We start from the raw sequence: 26,946 nt of genomic DNA, 5'->3' as shown, positions 1-26,946 counted from the left end.
TGGAAACCGTGACGGATGAGGAATTGACTATGATTGAAAATCGATTGAATCACCGCCCCAGAAAGCGACTAGGATTCAAGACACCTCACGAGGTATTCCATGCCTCGTTAAAGCGTGTTGCACTTCGTCCTTGAATCCGCCTTTTTTAAACGATGACGCAAAATTAATTTTTCAAGGGAAAACTCTGATCGGGCCAACCCAAAGAATGTTGCAAAAACAACCAATCAAAACCGGCCCCAGGATCTTGTTTGCGCACAGGTGACACATGTTCGTGACCTGCGATGTGATGCACCTGGTAGTGCTGTGCGATCGCCGCACACAAACTGCTCAAGGTTTCGTATTGCGCGTCTTCAAAAAGCTGACCTTCTAAGCCTTCGATCTCAATACCGACTGAGAAATCATTGCAGTTGTCGCGACCTTGGTAGCTAGAGCGGCCCGCATGCCATGCACGGTCATCACAACTCACGAACTGAATCAAAGCACCATCGCGACGAATCACAAAATGCGCCGACACCTCGGCGCCGCGAATCTGCTCAAAGTAAGGGTGTGCGTCCCAATCCAGCGTGTTTGTGAATAAGGCTTCGATCTCAGGCCCGCCGTATTGGCCTGGAGGCAGACTGATGGAGTGCACCACCATCAAATCAATCGATGTGTTCGCTGGGCGCGGGCCGAAGTTAGGTGAGTGGGTGTGCTTGGCAAAGCGGTACCAACCGTCACGCCACAGGGAAGGCGTGAGTTCAGCCTTCATGGCTGTCACGGTGCGCTTGGCTGCAATACACACCTTGTGCGCCATGAATAGCCTCGTTTTCAGGGATGTGTGTGCCGCAATGGGCGCATGCCACCATGATCTGTGGCCCGGATGTCTTTTGCTGTGGTGTGTCGGGACGGCGTTGTTGGCGAATCCACCAAATGCCAGCAAAGACGATCACCAGTAAGACCAAGTACTTCATGCCACGCGCCCCAAAACCACTTCGAGTACAAAGCGTGATCCTGCATAGCCCAACAACAACAAGCCCGTGCCAATATAGAGCACCCGCACCGCCTTGCGGCCACGCCAACCAAAGCGGCTGCGCCCTACCAGCAGCACAGCAAATGTGAGCCACGACAGGAGAGAAAACACCGTTTTGTGATCCCAGCGCCAAGCCCCCTGTGCACCGTACAGGCTGTCACCAAACAGCCAACCAGCAGCCAAGGTCGCGGTCAACAACACAAAGCCAGCGGTCACGAATCGAAAAGTTAAGCGCTCTAACGTCAACAAAGGCAAACCCACATGGTTGTCAGCGCCTAGGCGCATGTTCTTCTCAGCGCGGGTCATCAGCCATACATGCACCACAGCGGCGGCAAACAAGCCGTAGGAGGCCACACCCAAAGCCAAATGCAGCGGCAACAAAGGCGACGCTTGTGTGTGCAGAACCGACCCTGGAAACGCCGCTGCCAGCAACACCACAGCAGCTCCCACCATGGACAGCGTCCAGCGTGTGCGCAATTGAGGGAACCAGTGTTGCTCCAGCACATAAAAAGTCAGCATCAGCCATGCTGTGACCGACAGCGCAGGTGCAAAACCAAAACGCAAACCGCCTTCATGAGGTGCAAACAAGGCAAAAACCAAGCCGAGGCCGTGCAGTGCCCAAGGCACACTCAAGAGGCGATGCCCCATCTCGGGCGCCAAACGTGGACCGATGAGTGCCGTCAATGCGTAAGCAGCTGCCGTGGGCAGCGCGAGCCACAAGGTGAGTGGGAGGTCGCTGGCTAAAATCATGGCAACAGTTTAGCGTTTCGCTACACACGCAAATACCAAGCCTTCAAAAGGTTCATATGGCCTCAGCCCTGACCGACAAACTCTCGCGCCTCGTCAAGCACATCAGCGGACAGGCCCGCATCACCGAAAGCAACGTCGCCGAGATGTTGCGTGAGGTACGCATGGCCTTGCTCGAGGCTGACGTGGCCTTGCCTGTCGTGCGCGACTTCATCGCCCGTATCAAAGAAAAAGCCTTGGGCCAAGAAGTGATTGGCTCTTTGCAGCCAGGCCAAGCCTTGGTGGCCATCGTCAACCAAGAGTTGGCTGCCACCATGGGCGAGGGCGTGAGCGACTTGAACCTTGCTGCCCAACCGCCCGCCGTCATTTTGATGGCCGGTCTGCAAGGGGCTGGTAAAACCACCACCACCGCCAAGCTGGCGCGTTGGCTCATCCATCAGCGCAAGAAAAAAGTGCTGACAGTCTCGGGCGACGTGTACCGCCCCGCCGCAATTGAGCAGCTCAAAACCGTCACCGCGCAAGCGGGGGCCGAATGGTTCCCCAGCTCGTCCGACCAAAAGCCCGCCGACATTGCCCGTGCGGCGTTGGACTACGCGCGTAAACACTACTTCGATGTGCTGTTGGTGGATACCGCCGGTCGCCTCGCCATTGACGAAGCCTTGATGGCTGAAATCAAGCAACTGCACAGCGTGTTGAATCCGGTGGAGACCTTGTTTGTGGTCGATGCCATGCAAGGTCAAGACGCCATCAACACCGCCAAAGCGTTCAGTGACGCTTTGCCGTTGACCGGCATTGTGTTGACCAAGCTCGATGGTGATTCACGCGGTGGCGCGGCTTTGTCGGTGCGCCAAATCACAGGCGCGCCCATCAAGTTTGCGGGTACCAGTGAAAAGCTCGATGGCTTGGAGCTGTTCGATGCCCACCGCCATGCGGGACGCGTGTTGGGCATGGGCGATATCTTGGCCTTGGTCGAACAAGTCACAGCAGGCGTGGACATGGCGGCGGCGCAAAAGCTGGCCGACAAAGTCAAACGCGGCGATGCGTTTGATCTCAACGACTTCCTTGCTCAAATTCAACAAATGCGTTCCATGGGCGGCTTGTCCAACATCATGGACAAATTGCCTACACAAATGGCCGCCAAAGCGGGCCAAGTGGACATGGACAAAGCCGAGAAAGACATTGCGCGCAAACAAGGCATCATCCATAGCATGACGCCACTGGAGCGGCGCAAGCCCGATCTCATCAAAGCCACGCGCAAGCGCCGCATCGCGGCGGGTGCGGGCGTTCAGGTGCAAGACGTGAACCGCTTGCTCAAAGAGTTTGAGCAAATGCAGAGCATGATGAAAAAGATGAGCGGCGGCGGCATGATGAAGATGATGAAAAAGCTCGGCGGTATGAAAGGCTTGAGCGGTATGGGCGGCGGCTTTCCTGGTATGCGTTGAACCCACTGTTAGCCAAAGAAAAAATCCCTGATGTTTTGCAGCCTCAGGGATTTCTTCATGATGAATGCCAAGCCGCTTGACGTCGCTTAAGCCAAAGCGTTCACCCGCACCTCACCCCGCAGCGAATGCGGATTGGCTTCGGTGATCTTCACGTCAATCAGTTGGTTCATCAAGCGCTCGGGGTGCGGGCCGCCCTTGAAGTTGACGATGCGGTTGCACTCGGTGCGGGCGCGCAGCTCGGTGGCGTCTTTCTTGGCATAGCCATCCACTAGCACACGTTGCACCGTGCCCACACGTTGCACGTTGATGTTGCGCATATTGTCTTCGATGATTTTTTGCACCTCTTGCAAGCGGCGCAGTTTCACAGCGTGTGGCGTGTCGTCGTGCAAGTTCGCCGCAGGCGTGCCCGGGCGGGGACTGAAGATGAAGCTGAACGAGTTGTCAAAGTACACATCGTGCATGAGCTTGATGAGTTTTTGGTGGTCTTCTTCGGTCTCGCCGGGAAAACCCACGATGAAGTCTGAGCTCATGGCCATGTCGGGGCGAATGGCGCGCAGCTTTTTCACGGTGCTTTTGTATTCCATGGCGGTGTAGCCGCGCTTCATGGCCATCAAGATGCGGTCGCTGCCGTGCTGCACGGGCAAATGCAAATGGCTCACCAGTTGCGGCACCTTGGCATACACATCAATCAGGCGTTGGGTGAACTCGTTGGGGTGGCTGGTGGTGTAGCGGATGCGCTCAATGCCGGGGATTTCGGCCACGTATTCGATGAGCAGCGCAAAGTCGGCAATCTCTGTCGTGCCACCCATCACGCCACGGTAGGCGTTGACGTTTTGGCCCAGGAGCGTGACTTCTTTCACGCCTTGTGCAGCCAAGCCTGCGACTTCGACCAGCACGTCGTCAAACGGGCGGCTCACCTCTTCGCCACGGGTGTAGGGCACCACGCAATAGCTGCAATATTTGCTACACCCTTCCATGATGCTCACATAGGCACTGCCGCCTTCCACGCGGGCGGGGGGGAGATGGTCAAACTTCTCGATCTCGGGGAAGCTGATGTCGACTTGTGGCTTTGCCAACGCTTCGCGTTGATTCAACAACTCGGGCAAGCGGTGCAGGGTTTGCGGGCCAAACACCACATCCACATAGGGCGCACGCGCAATGATGGCCTCGCCTTCTTGGCTGGCCACGCAGCCGCCCACCGCAATCTTGACGCCTTTGGCTTTCAGGTGTTGGATGCGGCCGAGGTCAGAGAACACTTTTTCTTGCGCCTTCTCGCGCACCGAGCAGGTGTTGAAGACGATCAGATCGGCTTGCTCGACGTCGTTGGTTTTTTCGTAACCTTGGGCTTCGCCTAGGACATCCACCATCTTGTCCGAGTCGTACTCGTTCATTTGGCAGCCGAAGGTTTTGATAAAGACTTTGCGGCTCATGGCTGAGCCTCCCCAAGGGGATAAATGCAGCGGTTCATGGTGTTGACCCAGAGGCTGTTGAAGAAGTGGGCCATTGTAGTGACGGCATATTTTCATTATCGGAACCTCTTGCAAAACTCCCCGCCGAAGTCAATGAGTTGAGTGTCGATTTGTTCACCTGCGTTGGCGGGCGATGGAGCGCATCCGCCTGTATGGTCTGTGGTAGATTTCATCTCGACAGCGCGATTACCCCGCTTTGTTTCTTCGCTACCAAAATGGGGGCGATGCCGCTTCTTAAAACAGACTCATTACAAATAAAGCCCCTGCACGCAGGATTTTTGCAAGAGGCTCTCATCTTGGTGTGAAGAGTTTCGCTTGCGCTCTATACTTTATGAACCCATTAATCATACGATTCCACAGACGCTGTACCACGCTGTTGCGCAGGTCATTGCTTATGTGTTCAGTCTGAACCAGTCTTATGGTTGCGGTCAAGAAGTGGTCAAGCCCTCGCCCTCTATTTTCGACGCCATGAAGTTCAACGTGAATGGCGCTTTGACGAACTCTTAAGAACCAAGTTTGAGCCTGCATGACTGACATTTACCAAAGCGCCGGGGACCGGTTGCGATTTGAAATACTTTTGAAGCTGTTGACCGAAGGTGAAGGTAGTGCCAATCTCGCCGTGTTGAGCGACCATGAGCGGGTGCTCGACTGCTACGGCAATTTGTTTGAAGAGCGTTTGCGGGCCAAGGGCGAAAGCCACATTGAGTGGTGTAGCTCCACCAACTCGGAACGCTTGGTTCAAAAGTTCAATGCGATATTGTCTGAAATCACGCTGGACCAAGCGCTGGAGAAAGATAAAAAACACGCACCACGTCGGTTTTTGGTGCTCCGTGACCTCGTCTTGGTGCAAGACTTTGAGTTGCAACTCTTGGCTCGATTGGCGAATGGCTTTCCAGCGGGCAACATCAGCGTGATCTTGCTTATCAACCGGGCGGGGAATTACCAAAGCAAGCTCGAAGCGTTTGGCAAAAACTTGCTGAAGTGGGAAATTGAAACCGAAGCGGGTGAGCCCACCATGAAGCTGACCGACGGGGTAGCGACCAGCCCCACGCCTGAGCCGGTTTTGGCGGAGCCTGCGTTCTTGCCGCAGCCTCCGACACTGACTGAGGAAGTGAGTTCGGTATCGAAGCTGTTGAATTTGCCCACCAAAACTGCTTGGCGTGTGCCCTCCTTTGGTAAAAGGCCAGAGCCTCCAGTGGATGCCCCGTTACCTGCATTTGCGCCGCCTACCTTGACGGTTGTTGTGCCTTCAGCTGCGTCCTTCTCGCCGCCCCAAGCAGAAGCGCTTGCGCCTTGGCCTTCGGTGGTGTCCGATACCTCTCGCGAACCAACGCTCAATGCACCTATGCCTTTGGCGGCTGCGCCAGCTGCTACCGATGCGGATCTGTTCAGGCGCCCCCCTGCACGCCCTTCACGCGCGGCCAGTTGGGTGTTGTTGATTTTGCTCATGTCAATGGCTGCGTTTGGTTTGATGTACAAAGATTTGGTGCTTGAAGAAGCGGAGTCTTTGAAAAAATATATGCTGCGAGGCACACCCGCTGTGCTCGCACCAGATGAGGCCGCTAGCGCGGCTGCTGCTGCGAGTGCCCAAGCTTTGGCTGCATCGATGGCTAGTGAAGCGGTGTTTGTTGCCAGCCAAGCGCAAGAAGTAGCCTCCACGGCGAGTGCGGTTGCCTGGGTGGCTTCAGACGTTGTGCCCATCGCACCTGCTGAGGCTCAGGTGAGGAAGACCTCGGATAAAGACCGTCTTGCTGACAAAGCCCAAGCCAAGGCTGAGAGCAAACCAGAAGCCAACTCAGACGAGGTGTGGGTGAACCAATTGCCCGCGAATGGCTATGTGGTGCAGCTCGCCGCCATGGACACGCAAGATGAGATGCGTAGCTTCCAACGCAGCAACATGGTTTATGCCAAGGCGCGCATCACGCGTGCGCACCACAAAGACACGGGTAAGCGTTATTTCATTTTGATGGCTGGGCCTTTTGAAACCAAAACTCAAGCCGATGCTTTTATGCAGTCCAGCCCGTTACTGGCCAAAGGTTGGTTGCGTAGCAACAAGTCGATCAAAACCGAATTCATGAAGTCCCGACATGCACGCTAGGAACGAGCCTTATCAGCCTGGTTTTTCGCCCAAAATTTCGGTGCCTGATCTCGCGCATGATGCGTTGGGCTTGACGTCCGAGGCTTTGGCCCAAGTGACCACCTTGACGGCGCAAGTTGACGCAGAAGCGCCGATGATGACACCGTAGCAAATCACGCTGCAAATTCATGCGTCATGCAGACCTTCCTTAGCCCAATAAATCCAGCAAGGTCCGCGCTACCACCTTGGTCGCGCGTCGCACATCTTCCAGCATCACGTGTTCGTCGTTGCGCTTGGCGTTGCTCTCGCGCACGGTGCGTGGGCCTGCGCCATAAATCACACCGGGAATGCCGCGCTCCACATACAAGCGCACATCGGTGTAGAGCGGTGTGCCCACGGCTGGGATGGGTTTGCCAAATAATTCGCCGCCGTGTTTTTGAATGGCGTCGACCAAAGGTTTGTTGCCTGCCAGCGGCACCATGGACTTGGCGAGCAAGAGGCGTTTGATGCCTACCTTGAGCTGCTTGCCACCACGGGGTGGGTTGAACGAGGCGGCAGTGTCTTCAATGGTTTGGCGAATGGAGGCTTCCACGTCCACGGGGTTTTCTTCGGGAATCATGCGGCGGTCGAGTTTGAATACCACCTTGCCTGGCACCACGTTGGTGTTGGTGCCGCCGCTAATTTGGCCCACGTTGAGGTAGGGGTGGGTGATGCCTTCGACCTTGGAGGTGGTGTTTAAGTAATCGGCATTGAGCGCATGCAGCGCGTTCAAGATGTGGACCGTGCCTTGCAGCGCATCGGTGCCGCTGTCGGGAATGGCGGCGTGTGCCATTTCACCGTGTACGGTGACTTCCATTTGCAGGCAACCGTTGTGCGCGGTGACCACTTGGTAGCTAAAGCCGGCGGCAATCATCAAGTCGGGTCGTGTCAGGCCTTGTGAGAGCAACCAGCCTGGGCCTTTTTCGCCGCCAAATTCTTCGTCGTAAGTGAAGTGCAGTTCGACGCCGCCCTTCAAAGGTAAGCCCAATGATTCGAGCGCACGCGTGGCAAAGGTGAAGGTGGAGAAGTCGCTCTTGCTCACCGCCGTGGCGCGGCCATACATGGCGCCGTTGTCAATTTCGCCACCATAGGGCTTGTGGGTCCAGCCGTCGCCGGGGGGCACCACGTCACCGTGGGCATTGAGGGCAATGGTTTTGCCGCCATCGGCAAACTTGCGGCGCACGATGAGGTTGGTGATGCTCTCCAAGCCATAGGCTTTGACTTCATCACTCGGCACAGCATATTTTTCAGCCGCGTAGCCAAAGGCGTGCAGCAACTCGGCGGTGCGCTCGGCGTGGGGGGCGTTGTTGCCGGGCGGCGTGTCGGTGGGCACGCGTACGAGTTCTTGCAAGAACGTCACTTGCTCGTCAAAGTGCGCGTCAATCCATGCGTCGAGTTGGGCGTATCGGGTTTGGCTCATGGCGTGTCTCGGGTTGTTTTTGTCAAGCGTGCATGTTGTGCAGCAAGTGCATGAAGGCATCGATGGCCAGTTGCATGTCGTCACTCGTGGTGGATTCAAGCGGGTTGTGGCTGATGCCCGCGTTTTGACCGCGCACAAACAGCATGGCTTGTGGCATCACCTCGTGTAGCTTCATCGCGTCATGGCCTGCACCGCTGGGCAGGTGGAGCACGGGCACGCCAAGGGACTTCACTGCTTGCTCCCACAGGGCTTGCAGCTTGGCGTCACTCGGTGCGGCGTTGGCCCGCATGGTTTCTTCAAGGGTGTAGTGCAAGCCGCGGTGTTCGCAAATAGCTTGGAGTTCGTTCACCACGTCGTGCATCAGGCTGTCGCGCAGCGCGTCAGTGGTGGCACGCAAGTCGAGGCTGAATTGGCAGCGGCCCGGCACCACGTTGATAGACCCATTGGGCACGGTCAACATGCCCACGGTGCCGACGCATGCCGATGCTGGCTTCCCCGCCTTGTCGGCAGACACGGCGTTCAGTTCAGCCGCACGTTTTTCCACAAACAAGGCTAGTTCGGCCACGGCGGTGGCGGCATCGCGGCGGCGATCCATGGGCGTGGTGCCTGCGTGGCTGGACATGCCCAGCACTTCACCCACAAAGCGCACGCTGCCGTTGATGGAGGTGACCACGCCCAGCGGAATGTCCAGCTCATTCAACACGGGGCCTTGCTCGATGTGGACTTCCACAAAACCCAAATACTCAGCCGCATTGCGGGTGAGCTTGGGGATGTCACGGAGGTTCAAGCTTGCGTCCTTCATGGCTTGGCGCATCGTGATGCCCTCGGCATCTTGCTGGTCCAACCATTCGGTTTTGAAGTCACCCACCAAAGCGCCAGAGCCCAAAAAGGTGGCTTTGTAGCGTTGGCCTTCTTCTTCGGCAAAGGCCACCACTTCGAGGTTGAAGGGCAGGCGTTGGCCCGCACGGGCCAACTCGCGCACGCAGGCCATGGGCACAAAGATGCCCAAGCGGCCGTCGTATTTGCCGCCGTTGCGCACGGTGTCGTAGTGCGAGCCGGTCATCAAGGTTTTGGCATGGGGTGTGTTGGCTTTGTAGACGCCCACCACGTTGCCCACGGCGTCGATGCGCACCTCGTCAAAGCCGCAGGCCTTCATGCCCAGCTCAATCGTGTGGGCGCATTTCAGGTGTGCGTCGGTGAGGTACGTCACCGTGAGTTCTTCGCGTGCCGCGTGGGGTGCTTTGGGGTTGACCACCCCCACATCACTGAATTGGGCCAGCCATTCGTGCCAGTCCCACACCTCGTGGCCTAACTCGGGTTGATAGCCCAGCTTGTCGTTCAAACGAATCTCCACGATGCGGTGGATGTTGCGCAAACACTCGGCCAGCTCGTAGTCGGGGTGGTTGTGCAGGCGACGCTCAAAGGTGCTGATGATGTGTTGCTTGTTCAAACCCGAGCCACGCGGCCCACGCACGGCCAAGATGAAGGGGAACCCAAACTTGGCGTTGTAGCTCGCGTTGAGCTGCTGGATGTGTGCAAATTCTTCAGGCGTGCAATTGGTCAGGCCAGCTTTGGTTTGTTCATTGGTCGATTCAGCGGTGAGGCTTTGGCTCACCATGGCTTTGCCTGCCAGCTCAGGGTGGGCGCGCACCAAGGCCAGTTGGGCTTCGCGGCCTGCATGGTCAAACGCTTGCACCATGGCGTGCTTCAACGCGGCAGCGGATGCAAAAGGGCGTTCGTCCAAGGCTTGCGCTGCAACCCAGTCGGAGTGCTCGTACAAGCCTGTCAGCAGGGCCGTCGCTTGCGCATGCGGCAAGGTGTTGATTTGGTTTAGTGTGATGTGTTGGGTCATGGTGTGCCTGATTCAGCGTAGGGATGCACTTGTTTCCAGTGGCGCGCAATGTCGATGCGGCGGGCCACCCACACGTGGTCGTGTTGGGCGATATGGTCTAAGAACTTTTGCAGTGCCACGATGCGGCCGGGCTTGCCCAGCAAGCGGCAGTGCATGCCGATGCTCATCATCTTGGGAGCGTTGTCTCCGTTGGGGTCGCCTTCGGCGTAGAGCGTATCAAAGCTGTCACGCAAATACACAAAGAAGTCGTCGGCTTGACTAAAGCCTTGGGGCAGGGCAAAGCGCATGTCGTTGCAGTCGAGTGTGTAGGGCACGACGAGTTGGGGCACCACCTCACCATTGGTTTTTTGGACCTTCATCCAAAAGGGCAGGTCTTCGCCGTAGTAGTCACTGTCGTATGTAAAGCCGCCGTGGTCGGCCACTAGGCGGCGTGTGTTGGGGCTGTCGCGGCCGGTGTACCAGCCTGCACCGTGAATGCTGTTGCCGTGTGTGGTGTTGGTGAGGCGTTCGATGATGTCGATGCCCTTGTGCATGTGCGCGCGTTCGGTGGCTTCGTCGATGGTTTGGTAGTTGATCCAGCGGTAGCCGTGGCACGCAATTTCGTGGCCGAGTTCAACAAACGCAGCGGTGAGTTCGGGGTGGCGCTCCAGCGCCATGCTCACGCCAAACACGGTCAGGGGCAGGCCGCGTTTTTCAAACTCGCGCAAGATGCGCCACACGCCTACGCGTGAGCCGTATTCGTAAATGCCTTCCATGCTCAGGTGGCGGTCGGCAAAGCTGGGTGGGTTGAACATCTCGCTCAAAAACATCTCGCTGCCAGCGTCGCCGTGCAGCGTGGCGTTTTCGCCGCCTTCTTCGTAGTTCAGCACAAATTGCACCGCAATGCAGGCTTGGTTGGGCCATTGCGCGTGTGGCACTTGGCGGCCGTAGCCCACCAAGTCGCGGGGGTAGGCGGCGGTGCTGTCGTAGGTGGCGTTGGGCTTAGGCATGCGAAAACTCCTTAGACTAAAGCCATGGCTATGTCGCTGCTGGGCACTTTGCGGTCGAGGGTGAGGCTCTCTTCCACGTGACGCAGGTGTTCGTCCATCAAACGCACGGCCAGCTTTTCGTCTTTGGCGCTGATGGCTTTCAAAATTTCGGCGTGTTCTTCCACCGAGTGTTCGGCTGCGTTGGTGCTTTGGTACAGCAAGGTGATGAGCGCGCAGCGTGAAATCAGCTCGCTCAAGATTTGCGCCAACACATCGTTGCCCATCAGCTCGGCGATGCGCACATGAAAGTCGCCCAGCAAGTCGGTGCGACCGGGCACGTCACCGCGGCTGACGGCTGCTTTCTCTTCGGCCACGTGTTCTTTGAGGGCTTTGATTTGTGCTGGCGTGGCGCCGCGGACAAAGCTGCGCGTCATCTCGACCTCGATCATGCGGCGCACGGCAAACACTTGACGGGCTTCGTCTGACGAAGGGGTGGCGACAAATGCCCCGCGTGCGGGCTCCATACGGATGAGGCGCTTTTGCACCAACTGGAACAAGGCCTGACGGATGAGGGTGCGCGACACGCCAAAGTGGTCAGCCAGTTTTTGCTCGGCCAGTTTGGTGCCGGGGTGGAGGCGGTGTTCGACGATGGCTTTAGTGAGCGCATCCACAATGCTGAGCGTGGCGGTTGAGTTATCCATGTCGGTACTTCGGAAAATTTGCTGGGGGCCATGATAGACCCAAAAGAAAAATTGTATACACTTTCAGTCGACCAACTCGGTCGCTAACCATTTCGGAGCATTTCATGGGATTAAGCACACACGTTTTAGACACCATGCATGGCGGCCCTGCCGCAGGCATGAAGGTGTCGTTGTTCACCACAGACAACGCTCAAGCCACCTTGGTCAAATCGTTCACACTGAACCCCGATGGCCGCAACCCCGATGGCTTGCTGTATGACAACGACAACTTGAAAAAAGGCACTTACCGTTTGGTGTTTGATGTGAAGGGCTACTTCGCTTCAAAGAACGTGCAGTTGCCAGAGCCCAATTTTCTAAACCAAGTCAGCTTGGACTTTGGCGTGGCCCACACCGACCAGCACTACCACGTGCCTTTGTTGGTGAGCCCTTGGAGTTACTCTACCTATCGCGGGTCTTGATATTTTTGTGCACCAAACAGCATACTTCTCGCGGATTTGGGGTGTAGGTCACTAAAATCTAGGCTCTTCCCCCAGATTGCCACACCCCACCATGACCCAAGTCACCAACACCGTGCGTTTTGTGCTCGACGGCCAAATCGTTGAAGCCCAAGGCGCCCGTCGCACCACCACTGTTCTTGATTACCTGCGCGAGCAGCTCCACCGCACTGGCACCAAAGAGGGCTGCGCCGAAGGTGACTGTGGCGCATGTGTGGTGATGGTGGGTGAACTCAATGCCACAGGCACAGGCGTGGACTATGTGGCCACCAATGCGTGTATTCAGTTGTTGCCTTCGCTCGATGGCAAATCCATCAAGACGGTAGAGAGCTTGAAAAAGGCCGACGGCGCCTTGCACCCCGTGCAAGACGAGATGGTCAAGTGCCACGGCTCGCAGTGCGGCTTTTGCACGCCTGGCATTGTGATGAGCTTGGTGAACTTGGTGCAAACCAACACCTCGCCCGTGCGCCAAGAAATCACCGACGCCCTGAGCGGCAACTTGTGCCGTTGCACCGGCTATGCGCCCATCATCGACGCCGCTGCCAAGGCTTGCCAGAAGAAAGCCGCTTTGAAGGTGGACGACAGCGCCGACTTGCCGCTGCTCCAAGAAATCAAGCGTGCCAGCACACCGACCATGAGTTTGGACGGCGACATCATCGTGCAGCCGGTGGTGCGTACCAAAAAGGGCAACGAGTTTGTCTCTCCCGCCACCTTGGCTGAGGTGTCTGACTATTTGGTCAAGCACCCCACCGCCACACTGCTGGCAGGCAGCACCGAAATCGGTTTGCAAGTAAACAAGCAGTTCGCGCGCCCCGACCACATCATGTACTTGGGCAACGTCAAAGAACTGCGGCAAGTGACCGAAACCGACAAGGCTTGGCGCATTGGCGCTGCGGTGTCATTGACGCAAGTGGAGTCGCTGATCGCCAAGGCCTACCCCGACTTTGCCGAAGTGCTGCGCCGCTTTGGCTCGTCCCCCATCCGCTCCACTGCCACACTGGCGGGCAACATCGCCAACGGCTCACCCATTGGCGACTCCATGCCTTGCTTGCTGGCACTCGGTGCCACCTTGGTATTGCGCCGTGGTGAGAAGACCCGCCACGTGTTGCTGGACAACTTCTACACCGGCATGAAGAAAAACGTGCTCGAAGCGGGTGAGTTCATCGAAGCGGTGGAGTTGCCCAAGCCCGTGGGGGCCCAAGTGTTCCGCGCTCACAAGGTGAGCAAGCGTTTTGAGCAAGACATTTCGGCCACGTGTGCGGCCATCAGCTACACGCTGAAAGATGGCAAGTTGAGCGGCGTGAAGTTGGCCTACAACGGCCTGAGCCCCTTCCCTGCGCGGGCTCCCAAACTCGAAGCTGTGCTGGAAGGCAAGTCACCCGCTGATGTGAAGGCCGCCGACTTAGACGCAGCCATTGCCAGCAGCTTCACCGCCCGCGACGGTTTGCGTGCGACTTGGAGCTATCGCGCTTTGGTGGCGCGTAACCTAGCGCTCGAATTCATTGAAGAACACACTTCGGAGGTGATGTGATGAACGCCCCTGCTGCACACAAAAACTTGTTGCCCACATCGGGCGTTCAGCAAGGCACGAACATCGTTCACGAGTCGGCACATTTGCATGTGACGGGCACTGCCACCTACATCGACGACATCCCTGAGCACGCTGGCACCTTGTATGCCGCACTCATCTTGTCGCCTGTGGCGCATGGCGAGTTGATCGGTGACGGCATTGACCGTGCAGCCATCCTCCAAGAGCACGGCGTGGTGGCGGTCTACACCGCCAAAGACATTCCTGGTGAAAACAACTGCGGCCCCATCGTGCATGACGACCCGTTCCTCGCCGCTGGCAAGGTTGAGTTTGTCGGTCAAGCCGTGGCCGTGGTCGTGGCGCGTGACATGCTCTATGCCCGCGAAGCCGCCCACAAAGCCAAGGTCTTGGTGAAAGAACTCCAGCCTATCCTGACGGTGGAAGAGGCGATGGTGGCCAACAGCTTCATCATGCCGGCCAAAGGCATCACGCGTGGCGACGCTGCGGCGGCCATTGCCAGCGCCCCGCACAAGATCAAGGGCACGACCCGCACCGGCCAGCAAGAGCAGTTTTATCTGGAAGGCCAAATCACCTACGCGGTTCCCAAGGAAGACGGCCAGCTGACGCTGTATGTATCGACCCAGCATCCCGATGGCAACCAGCGCGAAGCGGCCCACGCCCTCAACCTGCACACCAACGATGTGGAGGTGATTTGCCGCCGCATGGGTGGCGGCTTTGGTGGCAAAGAGGGCAATGCCAGCATCTTCAGCCAAAGCGCTGCCTTGGCTGCGTTCAAGCTGCAAAAACCCGTCAAGCTGCGTGTGAACCGCGACGACGACATGACCATCACCGGCAAGCGTCACGACTTCCGCATCGATTACGAAGTGGGCTTTGACGACAACGGCCGCGTCTTGGGCGCTGACATCACGCTCATGTCGCGCTGCGGTTACAGCACCGATTACTCTGGCCCCGTGAACGACCGCGCGTGCTTGCACATCGACAACACCTACCACTTGCCTGCTTTGAAGCTGGTGAGTCACCGCTGCAAAACCAACACCCAAAGCGCCACCGCGTTCCGTGGCTTCGGCGGCCCACAAGGCATGTTCGGCATCGAAACGGTGATGGACGAAATTGCGATGACTTTGGGCAAAGACCCCTTGGAAGTGCGCAAGCTCAACCTCTACAAAGACCCGGCCATCAGCGGCACGCCCGACACCATGACCACCCAATACAACCAGCTCATCGAAGACTGGGTGGGTGACAAGGTGATTGACCAAGTGGAGCGTGAGTCGAAATACGCCGAGCGCCGCGCAGCGGTGCAAGCCTTCAACGCCAAGAGCAAGACCCGCAAGCGCGGCATCGCGCTCGTGCCTTTGAAGTTCGGCATCAGCTTCACCGCCACGCACCTGAACCAAGGCGGCGCGCTGCTGGTGGTGTACATGGACGGCTCGGTCAGCTGCAACCACGGCGGCACCGAAATGGGCCAAGGCCTGAACACCAAGATGGCGCAGGTCTGTGCTGATGGTTTGGGGCTAAGCGTGGACCATGTGCGCATCACCGCCACCGACTCGCAAAAAGTGCCCAATGCGTCGGCCACGTCCGCATCCAGCGGTGCCGACATCAACGGCGCGGCCATCATGAACGCCACCATGCAAATGCGTGAGCGCTTGAAGCCCGTAGCGGCCCGCATGTTGGGTTGCGCTGAAGGCGATGTGACGTTTGCGAACAACGAAGTGCATGGTGGCGGTAAATCCATGCCATGGGCCAAGGTGACCCAGCAAGCGTGGCTCGACCGCGTGGGCCTGTCGGTCACCGGCTTTTACATGACGCCCGAAATTAAATACGACTTCACCACCCTGAACGGCCGTGCCTTCTATTACTACTGCTACGGCGCTGCGGTGAGTGAAGTGGAGATCGACACCCGCACCGGCGAGTGGTGGCTCAAAGCGGTGGACATCGTGCACGACGTGGGCCGCAGCATCAACCCCGCATTGGACAAAGGCCAGATTGAAGGCGCCTACGTGCAAGGCATGGGCTGGCTCACCATGGAAGAGTGTATTTGGGACCTTCGCGGTGACGCGAATGGCAAAGGACGGGGCAAGCTGCTCACGCACGGCCCTAGCACCTACAAAATCCCCGTGGCGGGCGACATCCCTGAACACTTCAAGGTGTCTTTGTTTGACAACCAAAACAACAAGCCCACGCCTTTCAACAGCAAGGCCACGGGTGAACCACCGTTGATGCTGGGCCTGTCTGCCTTCTTCGCCTTGCGCGATGCCGTGGCGGCCAGTGCCAACCACAAAGCCGTGGTGCACTTGGATGCACCGGCCACGCCAGAGGCCATCTTGATGGCGTGTGAAGCAGTGAAAGCGCAAGCGGCAGCAGCTTAAGCGCTGTTTCGTTTCGCTGTATTGTTTTCATCGCTTAAGCCCGCGTGCCACGCCACACTGCTGAGCTGCTGAACCAACTCCAACATGCCGAAGGTGTGTTGGTGTCGGTCGACAGCGTGCAAGGCTCTGGCCCACGCGAGGTGGGCGCGTGGATGGCGGTGTTTGCGCACACCTTGGTCAACACCATCGGTGGTGGCCACTTGGAGTTTCAGGCGATCACGCAAGCGCGCGCTTTGTTGGTGGGTGAAGACCACACCCTCACCACGCGCTATGCCCTAGGCCCCGCGCTAGGCCAGTGCTGCGGAGGCGTGGTGCATTTGAAGTTCGAGCGCATCAGCGCTGCTGACACGCCCGCACTCAAACAACGCTTGTTAGCCAGTGGTCAACCGCTGGTTTTATTTGGTGGCGGCCATGTGGGCCGCGCTTTGGTGAATGTGCTCAGCACCTTGCCCTACAACGTGCAGTGGGTCGACAGTCGCGACGAAATTTTTCCCGCGCATCTGCCACCCAATGTGGTGTGTGAATACTCTGATCCTGTCTACGCGGCGGTGGCTGATTTGCCCAGCGGTGCGAGCGTCCTCATCATGAGCTTCAGCCATGCCGAAGATTTGGACGTGGTGGCTGCATGTCTCAAGCGCCAACGCTTGCAGGGTGATTTGAAATTTGTGGGCTTGATTGGCAGCAAAACCAAATGGGCCACGTTTCAGCACCGCCTTGAGGCCAAGGGCTTCACTGCTGATGAGTTGGCCTTCATCACATGCCCCATTGGTGTGAGTGGCATCTCGGGCAAAGCACCAGAAGTAATTGCGGTGTCGGTGGCGGCGCAGTTGTTGCAGTTGCGCGTTTGAGCGCGATGCCGCCTTGGCATAAAACCAATTTCAGTCCCTCATCACCTCCCGCATCAACCCACGCACCTTGCCCAACAGCGGCGGTTCGGTGCGCGAGGCAATGGTGACCAAGCCAAATCGTGCCTTGGCGTCCAAGGCAGGTGAGACTGGCAGCTCCACCAAATCAGGCGCTGAGGCGCGAATGGCCAGCACCACCGCATCGCTGGTGCGTGCCACATCCAACAGGCTGGAAATTTCTTCACAGCGCAAATTGACCAACTGATCGGGATGGGCGCTAGGCCCAAAGCGTTCCATCAAAATGCGCGCCACTTCATCGCTCAACGGTGTGGAGGCCATGGGGTACTCGCGCAACATGGCAAATGGCACGCTACGCTTTTTGGCCAAGGGATGACCGGGCCGACACATGAAGGCGCCGGCCATTTCTTGCAACGCTTCGACTTTCAAGTCGGCAGAAGGTTGCAGGGATCGGATGTCCAAAATCAAGGCGTCCAGCAAGCGGTCGCGCAGGGCTTGCACCAACAGCGTGGTGCTGCCACGCGAAATATCAATGTGCGCTTGCGGATGTTCGGTGGCCATTAGCAGGAGCAAGGGCGTCATCAACATGGCACCGGGGCCAGAGCCCATGCCCACGCGAAATTGCCCCACCTCACCTTTTTGCAATTGCTGGCTGGTTCGGCGCAACTCGTTAGCCTCATCCACCAAGACGCGGGCGCGCTGCACGATGTGTGCGCCAAAGTTGGTGAGTTCGTTTTTGCGACCCACACGATCGAACAAGGGTTGTCCCAATTCATCTTCTAGTGCTTTGATGCTGCGACTCAACGCAGGTTGCGTGAGATGCAGCTTGCTGGCCGATTGGCTGAACGAGCCATGGCTGGCCAATTCGATCAAATGCCTGAGTTGAACCAAAGTCATGGGTGTTCCAATCTATGCATTAAAGTTATGTTAATTTTTATTCGAATGCATTGGACATTATAAAAACGGTTTTTTACGATGCAGCCATAACAACCACTTTGGAGTCGAGACATGTCAAACCCATTCAATCGCTGGACCGCTTTACTGAGCGGTTTGTTCTTGGCCGGTGCCGTGTGCGCTGATGCCTACCCTAGCAAACCCGTCACGTTGATGGTGCCGTATCCCGCTGGCGGTTTGTCAGACGTGATTGCCCGCACCGTGAACAACACCTTGTCGAAAAACTTTGGACAACCCGTCATCATCGAAAACCTAGGCGGTGCGAGCGGCTCCATTGCTGCGCAAAAAACACTCAACGCCCCCGCTGATGGCCAGATCATTTTTCAGGGCTCGCCCAACGAGCTGATTTTGGCGCCTTTGGCCATCTCGGCTGTCAAATTCAAAAGTGAAGACTTTCGTTTGGTGCAGATGATTGCTACCGCGCAAATCGGGTTTTTGGCACGTAAAGATTTGCCCGTGAACAATGTGGATGAGTTTTTAGACTACGCCCGCAAAGAAGCCAAAGCCGGACGCCCCATCACCTACGCCAGCGTGGGGCCAGGTTCGTTCTACCACCTGTTAGGCGAGCACTTGTCCAAAGTGACCGACATTCCCATGACGCATGTGCCCTACAAAGGTGCCGCACCAGCCAATCAAGATTTGCTAGGGGGTCAGGTGGATATTTTCTTGGCGCCGTTTGGTAAGTCGTATGAAGAGCTGCAAAAGCAAGGCAAGCTCAAAGTGTTGGCCATGCTCAACCGCGATCGCTTGGATTCGGTGAAAGACTACCCCGCCATCAGCGAAAGCAAGGCGTTGAAAAACTTCACTTTCAACATTTGGACGGGCTACTTCGTCAAGAAAGATACTCCAGAGGCCACGGTTCAAACCATCCACAAAGCCATCACCGATGCATTGACCGACCCAGTGGTGCGCAGCGGCCTAGAGGCCAACAGCCAACTGGTGGCCAAGCCGCTGTCTTTGCAAGAGGTGGGCAAAGCGTATGTGGATGGCACGACGCAATTCCGTACCATTGCCAAGTCGATCAACTTGCAGCCTCAGTGACATGACCTACTTGCGTGATGCGCTCACCGACCATGTGGGCGAGTTCATTCAGCTGCGCCGCGACATTCACCGTCACCCTGAGTTAGCGTTTGAAGAACATCGCACCTCTGAGTTGGTGGCCGCCAAGTTAGAGAGCTGGGGCTACACCGTGCATCGCGGTTTGGGCGGCACCGGCGTGGTGGGCACCTTGAAGCGGGGCAGCAGCTCATGCTGCTTGGGCCTGCGTGCGGACATGGATGCCTTGCCCATTCAAGAAGCCACAGGCGCTGAATGGTCCAGCGTCAAGCGGGGCCTCATGCACGCCTGTGGTCACGATGGTCACACCGCCATGCTGTTGGCGGCTGCCAAAACAATCGCCCAGGACCTGATGTTTGACGGCACCTTGAATTTGATTTTTCAACCCGCCGAAGAAGGCGGTGGTGGTGCGGTGCGCATGATGGCCGATGGCTTGTTTGAACACCACCCGTGTGATGCCGTGTTTGCCATGCACAACATGCCGGGCACGCCTGTGGGCCACTTTGTGTTTCGCGACGGCGCGGCGATGGCTTCAAGCGATTACGTCACCCTGCGCGTTCACGGCACGGGCGGGCATGGCGCCATGCCGCACCGCGCGGCTGACCCCTTGGTGGCTGCGGCTTCTATCGTGATGGCTTTGCAAACCGTGGTGTCACGCAACGTCGATCCGCTGCACACCGCCGTGGTTACCGTGGGCGCCTTGCATGCGGGGCAAGCCAACAACGTCATTCCGGCATTGGCGACGTTGGAGCTCAGCGTGCGCTCGCTCGACCCTGAGGTGCGTCGCTTGTTAGAGCAACGCATCAAAGCTTTGGTGGCTGCACAAGCCGAGAGTTTTGGCGTGACCGCTGAGATTGATTGGCGGCCTGGGTATTGCGTGCTGGTGAACTCGGTGGCTGAGACCGACTTTGCACGTCAAGTCGCACTCGATGTGGTGGGGCCAGAGCGCGTCACCTTGCACGGCCCTGCACTCACAGGCAGCGAAGACTTTGCTTTCATGCTGGAAAAAATTCCCGGCAGTTACTTGCTGATTGGCAATGGTGACGGCGACTCTGCGGGCGCATGCATGGTGCACAACCCAGGTTATGACTTCAATGACGACAACATCGCAACGGGTGCGGCCTATTGGGTTGCGCTGGTAGGGCAGTTTTTCGTTCGTTAGAATGATTTGAAATTCAATCGACCTCGTGTCGACGTGTGATCGGGAGAGACTGCCAACGCCAACGTGTGCTGGGCAGCGCCGAAGGAGCAACCGCCCCGGAAACTCTCAGGCAAAAGGACCGGTTACGCGCATTTATCTCTGAAGAGCTGCTGGCGCATTCGTCCGCCAGTGCACCGAAGGAGCAAGCGGTTTGCGTCAGCAACACCGTGAATCTCTCAGGTTCAAACACAGAGGGGGCGCTCTAGGCATGCGGCTTGTGTGCTTGGCGTTCAACCCCTCGACGTTTTTGAAGGCTCATTTCCCATGAAAACAATCGCAGTCATTGGTGGTGGCATCACTGGTGTGACCACCGCCTACGCCTTGGCCAAGCGCGGCTTTGCCGTGACCTTGTTCGAACGTCATCGCTATGCCGCGATGGAAACCTCGTTCGCTAATGGGGGCCAGCTCTCGGCCTCCAACGCCGAGGTGTGGACGCACTGGTCCACCATCCTCAAGGGTTTGAAGTGGATGCTCAAAAGCGATGCACCGCTGTTGGTCAACCCCGCACCGACTTGGCACAAACTGTCTTGGTTTGCCGAGTTCATCGCCGCCATGCCCAATTACGAGCGCAACACCGTCGAGACGGCGCGCATGGCCGTTGCCGCCCGTGAGCATTTGTTTGCCTGGGCCCAGGAAGAGGGCATTGACTTCGACCTGAAGAAAGAAGGCATATTGCACATCTACCGCGACAAAAAGGGCTTTGACCACGCTGGCAAAGTGTCTGAACTGCTCGCCAAAAGCGGCTTGCCACGCCATGCGGTGACACCTGCGGAGATGAAGGCGATTGAGCCCACTTTGGCCGGCACCTATTACGGCGGCTACTTCACCGAGAGCGACTCGACGGGCGACATCCACAAGTTCACTCATGGTTTAGCCGCTGCCGCCGCACGTTTGGGCGTGCGCACTTTGTATGGTCAAGACGTGCAATCTGTCCAGAGCAACGGCGCGCAAGCTGTGGTCACCGTGGCAGAAGCGGAGGGCGCACCCAGCGTGCATACCTTCGACGGCATGGTGGTTTGCGCTGGTGTGGCGAGCCGCGACTTTGCCGCTCAGCTGGGCGACCGCGTGAACATCTACCCCGTCAAAGGTTATTCCATCACCGTCAACTTGAACGATGAAGAAAGCCAAATGGGTGCCCCCCATGTGAGCCTGCTCGACGACGAAACCAAGCTGGTCACCAGCCGTTTGGGCCTCCATCGTTTCCGCGTTGCGGGCACTGCGGAGTTCAACGGTGTTGATCGCGATATTCGCGCGGACCGCATCCGTCCTCTGGTGGCCTGGGTGGAGCAATGCTTCCCACGCATCAACACCCGTTCGGTGGTGCCATGGGCAGGCCTGCGACCCATGATGCCCAACATGATGCCCCGCGTAGGCCGCGGCAAGGCAGCCAACGTGTTCTACAACACGGGCCACGGTCATTTGGGCTGGACGCTCGCGGCCATCACCGCAGACATGCTGGGTCATGTGGTGGCCGAGTCCCCATGTCGTGCCTAGGTACGCCCCAGCTTGCAAACCGTTTGATGTCTGCTTGGGTCAGACCACGCCACGGCGTGGGTCTTTCAGGGTTTGTCCGCGACTTGCTACGCACTCACAGCGACAAACCTTGTATACACTTCGTGCCACCTGTCGCAGCGGAGCAGGGCAGCTTCAGCCCTTGTTCGCGACCCTCATGCCGTTCACAGCGCCCGCAGTGGTGAACGGCAACTTTGTATCAAGTCACTGAGGTCTCGACATGGACACCTATTTCTTAGACTGGGCCAACTTGCTGTTGCGCTGGGTACACGTCATCACCGCCATCGCGTGGATTGGATCCTCGTTCTACTTTGTCTTCTTAGACAACAACCTCATCAAACCCAACTCGCCTGACCTGCTCGAAAAAGGCGTGGACGGCGCGATGTGGGCCGTCCACGGCGGTGGTTTTTACAACCCGCAAAAGTACATGGTGGCGCCGAAGAAGATTCACACCAAGCTGCACTGGTTCTACTGGGAAAGCTATTCCACCTGGCTCACCGGGTTTGGTTTGTTCACTGTGCTCTACCTGTGGAATGCGGGCACGTTTTTGATCGACAAGTCACTGATGGACTGGTCACCCGCAGCAGCCATCACCGCAGCACTCAGCCTCTTGGTGGCGTTCTGGTTGATTTACGACACCGTGTGTCGCGTGTTTGGCTTTCGTGAAAACGGCGAACGTACGGTGGCAGCGGTGATGATCGTGGTGGTGGCGTTTGCCTCGTGGTTGTCGTGCCAGTTGTTTGCTGGTCGTGCCGCCTTTTTGTTGGTGGGCGCGATGATTGCCACGTCGATGAGTGCCAACGTGTTCTTCTGGATCATCCCAGGCCAGCGCAAGGTCGTGGATGCCATGACTTCGGGCATGGCAATGGACCCCAAAGAGCTGGCCACCCACGGCAAGCGCGGCAAGCAGCGCAGCTTGCACAACACCTACTTCACATTGCCCGTCATCTTTGCGATGCTGAGCAACCACTACAGCTTCCTCTACACCCACGAAAACCACTGGGTCATTTTGGTGATGATGATGTTGGCTGGCGCCTTGATTCGCCAGTTCTTCGTGCAACGCCACGGCTACCACTTAGGCCGCGCCAAGAATCCGCTGCCGTTTGCCATTGCTGGCGTGGTGATATTGCTCAGCGTGATTGTGTGGATACGCCCAGCACCTCCTGTGGCTTCTGCTACGACTGCCAACACGGCACCTGTGAGCTACGCCGAAGTCAGCCAAGTGCTTGCCCAGCGCTGCTACATGTGCCATGGCGAACAAGTGCAGATGAAAAACGTGCGCTTTGACACGCCAGAAGGTGTGAAGCAGCACGCCTTGGGCATTTACCAACAAGCCGTGGTCACCAAGCAGATGCCCATGAACAATGCCACAGGCATCACCGACGATGAGCGTGCGTTGATCAAGCACTGGTACGAAGCTGGCGCAGCTCTGAAATAAGCAGCCACTGCGTTGAAGCAACGCATGAGGTGTCTTGAGGTCGCTGGCTATACTGCCGCGACTTTGTTCACCTCTGAGATCTCCTTATGAAATTACGTCTGCTCTGGGTCTTGGCTGGTTCGCTGATGGGGGCCACCACGCAAGCAGGCGAGGTCATGGTGGCCGTCGCTGCCAACTTCACCGCCCCCATGCAAAAAATCGCCCAAGCATTTGAGCAAGACACGGGGCACAAAGCCCATTTGGCCTTTGGTGCAACGGGTAAGTTCTACGCGCAAATCAAAAACGGTGCGCCGTTTGCCGTGTTGCTGGCCGCTGACGATGAAACCCCCGCACGTTTAGAAAAAGAAGGCCTTGCCATTGCAGGCACGCGCTTCACCTACGCCACGGGTCGTTTGGCGTTGTGGAGCAAAAGCCCCAGCTTGGTCGATGACAAAGGTGAAGTGCTGCGCAGCCCCAACCTAGACAAGCTCGGCATTCACAAGATGGCGATAGCCGACCCCAAGATCGCGCCCTATGGTGTGGCGGCGATGGAGGTCCTCAACAAGATGGGCGTGCAAGCCAACGTGGCACCGAAGCTCGTGCAAGGCGAAAGCATTGGCCAAACCTACCAGTTCGTCAGCACTGAAAACGCGCAGCTGGGCTTTGTGGCGATGTCGCAAATCTCATTCGAGGGCTGCGTCACCCAAGGCTCGGCGTGGGTGGTGCCGCAAAGCCTGTACACGCCCTTGAAGCAAGAGGCTGTGTTGCTCAACCACGGCAAAGACAACGCTGCCGCACACGCGCTGCTGAAATACCTGCAAGGCGACAAAGCCAGAACCCTCATTCGCCAGTACGGCTACACCGCAGGCGATGGCCGCAGCCAGTAAAGTCAGCCCATGAACTTGAGCGCCGAAGATTTCCAAGCCATCGCCTTGACCCTGCAACTCGCCAGCGTCACCACGGTGCTGCTGCTGTTGCTCGCCACGCCTGTGGCGTGGTGGCTGGCGCACACGCATTCGGCTTGGCGCGCGCCTGTCGCCTCACTCGTCGCGCTGCCTTTGGTGTTGCCGCCTACGGTGCTGGGTTTTTATTTGCTCATTGCCTTGGGTCCCAACGGTCCGGTTGGCCAGTTCACGCAATGGGCGGGCTGGGGCACGTTGGCGTTTAGCTTTTGGGGCTTGGTGTTGGGTTCGGTCATTTACTCGCTGCCGTTTGCGGTGCAGCCACTCGTCAACGCATTTGAGGCCATGGGCCCGCGCCCTATGGAAGTAGCCGCCACTTTGCGAGCCAGCCAGTGGGATGCGTTCTTCACCGTAGCCCTACCTTTGGCCAAGCCCGGCTTTGTGATGGCCGCGATGTTGAGCTTTGCGCACACGGTGGGTGAGTTTGGTGTGGTGCTGATGATTGGCGGCAACATCCCCGACACAACGCGCGTCGTGTCTACCCAAATTTATGGTCATGTCGAGGCGATGGCATATTCACAAGCCCACGGCTTGGCGGGTGTGATGTTGGTGTTCTCGTTTGTGGTGTTGCTGGGTTTGTCGTGGTTTAACCGCCGCCCTAACCGTCACTCCATTCGGCGTCAAAAGGCGGGCGCATGAGCATCCACTTGCAGCTTGGCCTCTCACGCGCCGACTTTGATCTGTCGGTCGATGTGCAGTTGCCCGCGCATGGCATCACCGTGGTCTACGGCCCTTCGGGCTGCGGCAAAACCACCTTGCTGCGTTGCGTGGCCGGGCTAGAACCCTCAGCGCGTGGCGTGGTGCAACTGGGCCATGAGGTGTGGCAAAACGATGCAAAAAATGGTGGAAGCGGCGTGCGTCTGCCCACGCACCAACGCGCCTTGGGCTATGTGTTTCAAGAAGCCTCGTTGTTTGATCATTTGGATGTGACGGGCAACTTGGCCTATGGCCACCAACGTGCTGAGAAAAACAGTCGCAACGCCATGAGCAGAGCGGTGCAACAACAAGCCACAGAGCTGCTGGGGATTGGCCACTTGCTCAAGCGCCGCAGCCACGATCTGTCGGGGGGGGAGCGTCAACGCGTGGCCATTGCCCGTGCTTTGGTCACGCAGCCGCGCTTGCTGTTGCTCGACGAACCCTTGGCCGCACTCGACCACGCCCGCCGGCAAGACGTGTTGCCGTGGTTAGAAAAATTGCGCGATGACCTGAACATCCCCATGCTCTACGTCACCCACGCGGTGGACGAAGTGGCCCGCTTGGCTGACACGCTGGTGGTGATGAACGAAGGCCGCGTGCAAGCCAACGGCCCCGTGGCCGACGTGCTGACCCAAGCCAACCTGCCTGTCGTGCTGGGGGAGGGTGCAGGGGCATTGCTCACAGGCATCGTGCTCAACATCGACACCCAATGGCATTTGGCCCAAGTCGGCTTTGCCGGTGGTGCGCTGTGGGTGCACGGCAGTGGCTTGGCCGTGGGCCAAACCGTGCGCTTGCGCGTGCTGGCCCGCGACGTGAGCGTGACTTTGCACGAAGCCACACACACCAGCATTCAAAACCACGTGCCCTGCGTGGTGGACGCCATCACGCCTGAGGTGCACCCAGCACAAATGCTGCTGCGCTTGCGCTGTGGCGACACCGTGCTGCTAGCGCGCGTCACGGCGCGTGGCGTGCATGAGCTGGGGTTGCATGTGGGCATGCAGGTGTGGGCGCAGGTGAAGTCGGTGGCGCTCGTGAAGTGAAGCGTTAAATGCCAGCGACGATGACGTCCATCGCCGCAATTAATTCGCTGGCATGTACCGCCACATTGCCCACGATTTGGCGCAAGCTGCGTGTGGGCAGAGGCGCTGTGTAGTGGGCTAATGCGCGAAGGCGCTGGCCGTTCACGATGACGAGAGGGCAGAGTTTGTCGGGGGACTTGCCTGCAAACTTCATGGTGGCGAGTGGCATCACCATGCGGGTGGCCAGTGCCTCTAGCAAATCGCTTTGCACCACCACGACATAGGGAATGCCATGTGCAGCGCTCTCGCTGGGGTTGGCGTAAACGTCAAACTGAGCCACGGCGGTTTACCAAGGGCGCAAGTCCGAGCCAGGGACGCCTTGCTTTTCTACCCACGTGTTTTGCGCAGCAATCCACTTGCCAAACTCGGCTTCAAACTTCTTTTTGCGAGAGGCCAAGCTGACGTTGTTTTGGTTGGCTTGCAAGGCCCGGTATTGGTCAGCCGACATGATGACAGTATCAATTTGCCCCGCTTTTTCTACAAACACGGGCTCGCGCTTGGCGAGGGCGCAAATGCTGCCAAAACGGTTCTTGGCCTCGGTGGCTGTGATTTGCATGGCGTGCTCCTAGTGTTTAGTCATTTTAGCTAAAGGGTTGCGTTTGGCTACAAGCCTCAAAACCACCACGCCTACCGACGCGGGAATGGGGAATGAACAACAAACCCAAGTGCTGCAGAACGCTGCCGCCCACCCAATCAATCGACGCAGGCACGTGGCCGCGCACGCTGAGATACGCCAACAACAACACCAAGCCCAACACAGGGCCGGGGATAAAGGGCAGGGCGAACTTAGACACCAGTTCGCCGAGGGTTTGGAAGATGAAGAGTTGGACAAGGCCTTGGATCATGGTGTGAGTTTAGAGAACAGTTGCGACACCCGTATTCAATAAATTTTTCACTTGATTTTTCGCATTCATTCATCACCTCTTAAATGGCGGATTCAAGGACGAAGTGCAACAAAGATGAACTGGTTATAGGTGGCTGAGGATGCGAGAGCATCATGGCCGCTTTAACAGCCAAGTCGAAGTTGCCCAATGTACAAGCACCTCAGCCGAGAAGAACGATACCAAATC

General features: G+C 57.7%; 26 protein-coding genes and 1 riboswitch. Of the genes, 14 read left to right on the top strand and 12 right to left on the bottom strand.

Annotated features, from left to right (window positions below; all coding sequences use genetic code 11):
- Positions 1 to 163 precede the first annotated feature (163 nt).
- From ampD to RMS03_RS02060, 3 genes are read right to left on the bottom strand one after another with little or no spacing between them, the layout of a single operon-like run.
- Positions 164 to 748: a 1,6-anhydro-N-acetylmuramyl-L-alanine amidase AmpD gene (gene ampD / locus RMS03_RS02070; protein ID WP_310625460.1), complete on the bottom strand. Its 585-nt coding sequence runs from the start codon at positions 746 to 748 to the stop codon at positions 164 to 166.
- A complete protein-coding gene (locus tag RMS03_RS02065; protein WP_310625459.1) occupies positions 738 to 950 on the bottom strand; it encodes a PP0621 family protein in 213 nt (70 codons plus the stop codon). Before RMS03_RS02065 ends, ampD begins: the two co-directional genes overlap by 11 nt.
- Positions 947 to 1,759, bottom strand: a complete 813-nt coding sequence (locus RMS03_RS02060) for a cytochrome c biogenesis protein CcsA (RefSeq protein ID WP_310625458.1) — start codon at positions 1,757 to 1,759, stop codon at positions 947 to 949. Before RMS03_RS02060 ends, RMS03_RS02065 begins: the two co-directional genes overlap by 4 nt.
- 56 nt (positions 1,760 to 1,815) lie before the next feature.
- Here RMS03_RS02060 and ffh point away from each other — a divergent pair, with 56 nt between their 5' ends.
- Positions 1,816 to 3,198: a signal recognition particle protein gene (gene ffh, locus RMS03_RS02055; RefSeq protein WP_310625457.1), complete on the top strand. Its 1,383-nt coding sequence runs from the start codon at positions 1,816 to 1,818 to the stop codon at positions 3,196 to 3,198.
- Positions 3,199 to 3,284: 86 nt separating this feature from the next.
- Here the strand turns inward: ffh and miaB are convergent, their stop codons facing one another.
- Complete coding sequence (miaB, locus tag RMS03_RS02050; protein ID WP_310625456.1) at positions 3,285 to 4,628, bottom strand: tRNA (N6-isopentenyl adenosine(37)-C2)-methylthiotransferase MiaB; 1,344 nt, start codon at positions 4,626 to 4,628, stop codon at positions 3,285 to 3,287.
- 565 nt (positions 4,629 to 5,193) lie between these two features.
- Here miaB and RMS03_RS02045 point away from each other — a divergent pair.
- Both RMS03_RS02045 and RMS03_RS02040 read left to right on the top strand, forming a co-directional pair.
- The gene (locus tag RMS03_RS02045) at positions 5,194 to 6,765 is read left to right on the top strand and encodes a hypothetical protein (RefSeq protein WP_310625455.1); all 1,572 of its coding nucleotides are present in this window, start codon (positions 5,194 to 5,196) and stop codon (positions 6,763 to 6,765) included.
- Entirely contained in the window at positions 6,755 to 6,913 is a 159-nt protein-coding gene (locus RMS03_RS02040) for a hypothetical protein (protein WP_310625454.1), read from the top strand. The genes RMS03_RS02045 and RMS03_RS02040 overlap by 11 nt, the downstream gene beginning before the upstream one ends.
- A 39-nt stretch (positions 6,914 to 6,952) precedes the next feature.
- Here RMS03_RS02040 and RMS03_RS02035 read toward each other — a convergent pair whose 3' ends face one another.
- Genes RMS03_RS02035 through RMS03_RS02020 form a run of 4 tightly spaced genes read right to left on the bottom strand, consistent with a single transcriptional unit; the run spans position 6,953 to position 11,724 of the window.
- Positions 6,953 to 8,203, bottom strand: a complete 1,251-nt coding sequence (locus RMS03_RS02035) for a M20/M25/M40 family metallo-hydrolase (protein WP_310625453.1) — start codon at positions 8,201 to 8,203, stop codon at positions 6,953 to 6,955.
- 22 nt (positions 8,204 to 8,225) lie between these two features.
- Positions 8,226 to 10,055: a 2-oxo-4-hydroxy-4-carboxy-5-ureidoimidazoline decarboxylase gene (gene uraD, locus RMS03_RS02030; RefSeq protein ID WP_310625452.1), complete on the bottom strand. Its 1,830-nt coding sequence runs from the start codon at positions 10,053 to 10,055 to the stop codon at positions 8,226 to 8,228.
- Positions 10,052 to 11,044, bottom strand: coding sequence for an allantoinase PuuE (gene puuE / locus RMS03_RS02025; protein WP_310625451.1), 993 nt, complete (start codon positions 11,042 to 11,044; stop codon positions 10,052 to 10,054). Before puuE ends, uraD begins: the two co-directional genes overlap by 4 nt.
- Positions 11,045 to 11,055: 11 nt before the next feature.
- A complete protein-coding gene (locus tag RMS03_RS02020; RefSeq protein WP_310625450.1) occupies positions 11,056 to 11,724 on the bottom strand; it encodes a GntR family transcriptional regulator in 669 nt (222 codons plus the stop codon).
- 104 nt (positions 11,725 to 11,828) lie between these two features.
- Between RMS03_RS02020 and uraH the strand changes: the two genes are divergently transcribed.
- The 4 genes from uraH (at position 11,829) to xdhC (ending at position 16,984) form a co-directional block, all read left to right on the top strand.
- Positions 11,829 to 12,182 carry a hydroxyisourate hydrolase gene (gene uraH, locus RMS03_RS02015; RefSeq protein WP_310625449.1) on the top strand — a complete coding sequence of 118 codons (354 nt, stop codon included), beginning with the start codon at positions 11,829 to 11,831 and terminating at the stop codon, positions 12,180 to 12,182.
- A gap of 91 nt (positions 12,183 to 12,273) precedes the next feature.
- Positions 12,274 to 13,749 (top strand): xanthine dehydrogenase small subunit, encoded by a 1,476-nt coding sequence (gene xdhA / locus RMS03_RS02010; RefSeq protein WP_310625448.1) that lies wholly within the window; start codon positions 12,274 to 12,276, stop codon positions 13,747 to 13,749.
- The gene (xdhB, locus tag RMS03_RS02005) at positions 13,749 to 16,136 is read left to right on the top strand and encodes a xanthine dehydrogenase molybdopterin binding subunit (protein WP_310625447.1); all 2,388 of its coding nucleotides are present in this window, start codon (positions 13,749 to 13,751) and stop codon (positions 16,134 to 16,136) included. Before xdhA ends, xdhB begins: the two co-directional genes overlap by 1 nt.
- Before the next feature lie 44 nt (positions 16,137 to 16,180).
- On the top strand, positions 16,181 to 16,984 hold the full coding sequence (xdhC, locus tag RMS03_RS02000; protein WP_310625446.1) for a xanthine dehydrogenase accessory protein XdhC: 804 nt from the start codon (positions 16,181 to 16,183) through the stop codon (positions 16,982 to 16,984).
- Positions 16,985 to 17,014: 30 nt separating this feature from the next.
- Here the strand turns inward: xdhC and RMS03_RS01995 are convergent, their stop codons facing one another.
- The gene (locus RMS03_RS01995) at positions 17,015 to 17,896 is read right to left on the bottom strand and encodes a LysR family transcriptional regulator (RefSeq protein ID WP_310625445.1); all 882 of its coding nucleotides are present in this window, start codon (positions 17,894 to 17,896) and stop codon (positions 17,015 to 17,017) included.
- A gap of 111 nt (positions 17,897 to 18,007) precedes the next feature.
- Here RMS03_RS01995 and RMS03_RS01990 point away from each other — a divergent pair, with 111 nt between their 5' ends.
- The 7 genes from RMS03_RS01990 to modC all read left to right on the top strand — a co-directional run bounded on the left by RMS03_RS01990 (position 18,008) and on the right by modC (position 25,837).
- Positions 18,008 to 18,994 (top strand): tripartite tricarboxylate transporter substrate binding protein, encoded by a 987-nt coding sequence (locus RMS03_RS01990; RefSeq protein ID WP_310625444.1) that lies wholly within the window; start codon positions 18,008 to 18,010, stop codon positions 18,992 to 18,994.
- A 1-nt stretch (position 18,995) separates the two neighbouring features.
- Entirely contained in the window at positions 18,996 to 20,171 is a 1,176-nt protein-coding gene (locus RMS03_RS01985) for a M20 aminoacylase family protein (protein ID WP_310625443.1), read from the top strand.
- Positions 20,172 to 20,201: 30 nt separating this feature from the next.
- Positions 20,202 to 20,302, top strand: a riboswitch (glycine riboswitch).
- Positions 20,303 to 20,474: 172 nt separating this feature from the next.
- Positions 20,475 to 21,704: a D-amino acid dehydrogenase gene (locus tag RMS03_RS01980; RefSeq protein WP_310625442.1), complete on the top strand. Its 1,230-nt coding sequence runs from the start codon at positions 20,475 to 20,477 to the stop codon at positions 21,702 to 21,704.
- A 238-nt stretch (positions 21,705 to 21,942) separates the two neighbouring features.
- Positions 21,943 to 23,160 (top strand): urate hydroxylase PuuD, encoded by a 1,218-nt coding sequence (locus tag RMS03_RS01975; protein ID WP_310625441.1) that lies wholly within the window; start codon positions 21,943 to 21,945, stop codon positions 23,158 to 23,160.
- An 86-nt stretch (positions 23,161 to 23,246) separates the two neighbouring features.
- Positions 23,247 to 24,026 (top strand): molybdate ABC transporter substrate-binding protein, encoded by a 780-nt coding sequence (gene modA / locus RMS03_RS01970; protein ID WP_310625440.1) that lies wholly within the window; start codon positions 23,247 to 23,249, stop codon positions 24,024 to 24,026.
- Between the two features lie 9 nt (positions 24,027 to 24,035).
- A complete protein-coding gene (gene modB / locus RMS03_RS01965) occupies positions 24,036 to 24,740 on the top strand; it encodes a molybdate ABC transporter permease subunit (RefSeq protein ID WP_310625439.1) in 705 nt (234 codons plus the stop codon).
- Entirely contained in the window at positions 24,737 to 25,837 is a 1,101-nt protein-coding gene (gene modC / locus RMS03_RS01960; protein WP_310625438.1) for a molybdenum ABC transporter ATP-binding protein, read from the top strand. The genes modB and modC overlap by 4 nt, the downstream gene beginning before the upstream one ends.
- Before the next feature lie 4 nt (positions 25,838 to 25,841).
- Here the strand turns inward: modC and RMS03_RS01955 are convergent, their stop codons facing one another.
- From RMS03_RS01955 to RMS03_RS01945, 3 genes are read right to left on the bottom strand one after another with little or no spacing between them, the layout of a single operon-like run.
- A complete protein-coding gene (locus RMS03_RS01955) occupies positions 25,842 to 26,156 on the bottom strand; it encodes a CcdB family protein (RefSeq protein WP_310625437.1) in 315 nt (104 codons plus the stop codon).
- 6 nt (positions 26,157 to 26,162) lie between these two features.
- Positions 26,163 to 26,432, bottom strand: coding sequence for a type II toxin-antitoxin system Phd/YefM family antitoxin (locus RMS03_RS01950; protein WP_310625436.1), 270 nt, complete (start codon positions 26,430 to 26,432; stop codon positions 26,163 to 26,165).
- Positions 26,433 to 26,457: 25 nt separating this feature from the next.
- Entirely contained in the window at positions 26,458 to 26,721 is a 264-nt protein-coding gene (locus tag RMS03_RS01945) for a CidA/LrgA family protein (RefSeq protein ID WP_310625435.1), read from the bottom strand.
- Positions 26,722 to 26,946 lie beyond the last annotated feature (225 nt).

Origin of the sequence: Limnohabitans sp., assembly GCF_031538885.1 — a bacterium.
Lineage (GTDB): Bacteria > Pseudomonadota > Gammaproteobacteria > Burkholderiales > Burkholderiaceae_C > Limnohabitans.
The sequence above is the reverse complement of the archived record's forward strand: the minus strand, read 5'-3'. Positions and strand labels throughout refer to the sequence as shown.

What these genes read in the sequence shown, in the direction of transcription:
- ampD (WP_310625460.1), bottom strand. Translation starts at nt 748, where the DNA reads ATGAAGGCTGAACTCACGCCTTCCCTGTGGCGTGACGGTTGGTACCGC.
- RMS03_RS02065 (WP_310625459.1), bottom strand. Translation starts at nt 950, where the DNA reads ATGAAGTACTTGGTCTTACTGGTGATCGTCTTTGCTGGCATTTGGTGG.
- RMS03_RS02060 (WP_310625458.1), bottom strand. Translation starts at nt 1,759, where the DNA reads ATGATTTTAGCCAGCGACCTCCCACTCACCTTGTGGCTCGCGCTGCCC.
- ffh (WP_310625457.1), top strand. Translation starts at nt 1,816, where the DNA reads ATGGCCTCAGCCCTGACCGACAAACTCTCGCGCCTCGTCAAGCACATC.
- miaB (WP_310625456.1), bottom strand. Translation starts at nt 4,628, where the DNA reads ATGAGCCGCAAAGTCTTTATCAAAACCTTCGGCTGCCAAATGAACGAG.
- RMS03_RS02045 (WP_310625455.1), top strand. Translation starts at nt 5,194, where the DNA reads ATGACTGACATTTACCAAAGCGCCGGGGACCGGTTGCGATTTGAAATA.
- RMS03_RS02040 (WP_310625454.1), top strand. Translation starts at nt 6,755, where the DNA reads ATGCACGCTAGGAACGAGCCTTATCAGCCTGGTTTTTCGCCCAAAATT.
- RMS03_RS02035 (WP_310625453.1), bottom strand. Translation starts at nt 8,203, where the DNA reads ATGAGCCAAACCCGATACGCCCAACTCGACGCATGGATTGACGCGCAC.
- uraD (WP_310625452.1), bottom strand. Translation starts at nt 10,055, where the DNA reads ATGACCCAACACATCACACTAAACCAAATCAACACCTTGCCGCATGCG.
- puuE (WP_310625451.1), bottom strand. Translation starts at nt 11,044, where the DNA reads ATGCCTAAGCCCAACGCCACCTACGACAGCACCGCCGCCTACCCCCGC.
- RMS03_RS02020 (WP_310625450.1), bottom strand. Translation starts at nt 11,724, where the DNA reads ATGGATAACTCAACCGCCACGCTCAGCATTGTGGATGCGCTCACTAAA.
- uraH (WP_310625449.1), top strand. Translation starts at nt 11,829, where the DNA reads ATGGGATTAAGCACACACGTTTTAGACACCATGCATGGCGGCCCTGCC.
- xdhA (WP_310625448.1), top strand. Translation starts at nt 12,274, where the DNA reads ATGACCCAAGTCACCAACACCGTGCGTTTTGTGCTCGACGGCCAAATC.
- xdhB (WP_310625447.1), top strand. Translation starts at nt 13,749, where the DNA reads ATGAACGCCCCTGCTGCACACAAAAACTTGTTGCCCACATCGGGCGTT.
- RMS03_RS01995 (WP_310625445.1), bottom strand. Translation starts at nt 17,896, where the DNA reads ATGACTTTGGTTCAACTCAGGCATTTGATCGAATTGGCCAGCCATGGC.
- RMS03_RS01990 (WP_310625444.1), top strand. Translation starts at nt 18,008, where the DNA reads ATGTCAAACCCATTCAATCGCTGGACCGCTTTACTGAGCGGTTTGTTC.
- RMS03_RS01985 (WP_310625443.1), top strand. Translation starts at nt 18,996, where the DNA reads ATGACCTACTTGCGTGATGCGCTCACCGACCATGTGGGCGAGTTCATT.
- RMS03_RS01980 (WP_310625442.1), top strand. Translation starts at nt 20,475, where the DNA reads ATGAAAACAATCGCAGTCATTGGTGGTGGCATCACTGGTGTGACCACC.
- RMS03_RS01975 (WP_310625441.1), top strand. Translation starts at nt 21,943, where the DNA reads ATGGACACCTATTTCTTAGACTGGGCCAACTTGCTGTTGCGCTGGGTA.
- modA (WP_310625440.1), top strand. Translation starts at nt 23,247, where the DNA reads ATGAAATTACGTCTGCTCTGGGTCTTGGCTGGTTCGCTGATGGGGGCC.
- modB (WP_310625439.1), top strand. Translation starts at nt 24,036, where the DNA reads ATGAACTTGAGCGCCGAAGATTTCCAAGCCATCGCCTTGACCCTGCAA.
- modC (WP_310625438.1), top strand. Translation starts at nt 24,737, where the DNA reads ATGAGCATCCACTTGCAGCTTGGCCTCTCACGCGCCGACTTTGATCTG.
- RMS03_RS01950 (WP_310625436.1), bottom strand. Translation starts at nt 26,432, where the DNA reads ATGCAAATCACAGCCACCGAGGCCAAGAACCGTTTTGGCAGCATTTGC.
- RMS03_RS01945 (WP_310625435.1), bottom strand. Translation starts at nt 26,721, where the DNA reads ATGATCCAAGGCCTTGTCCAACTCTTCATCTTCCAAACCCTCGGCGAA.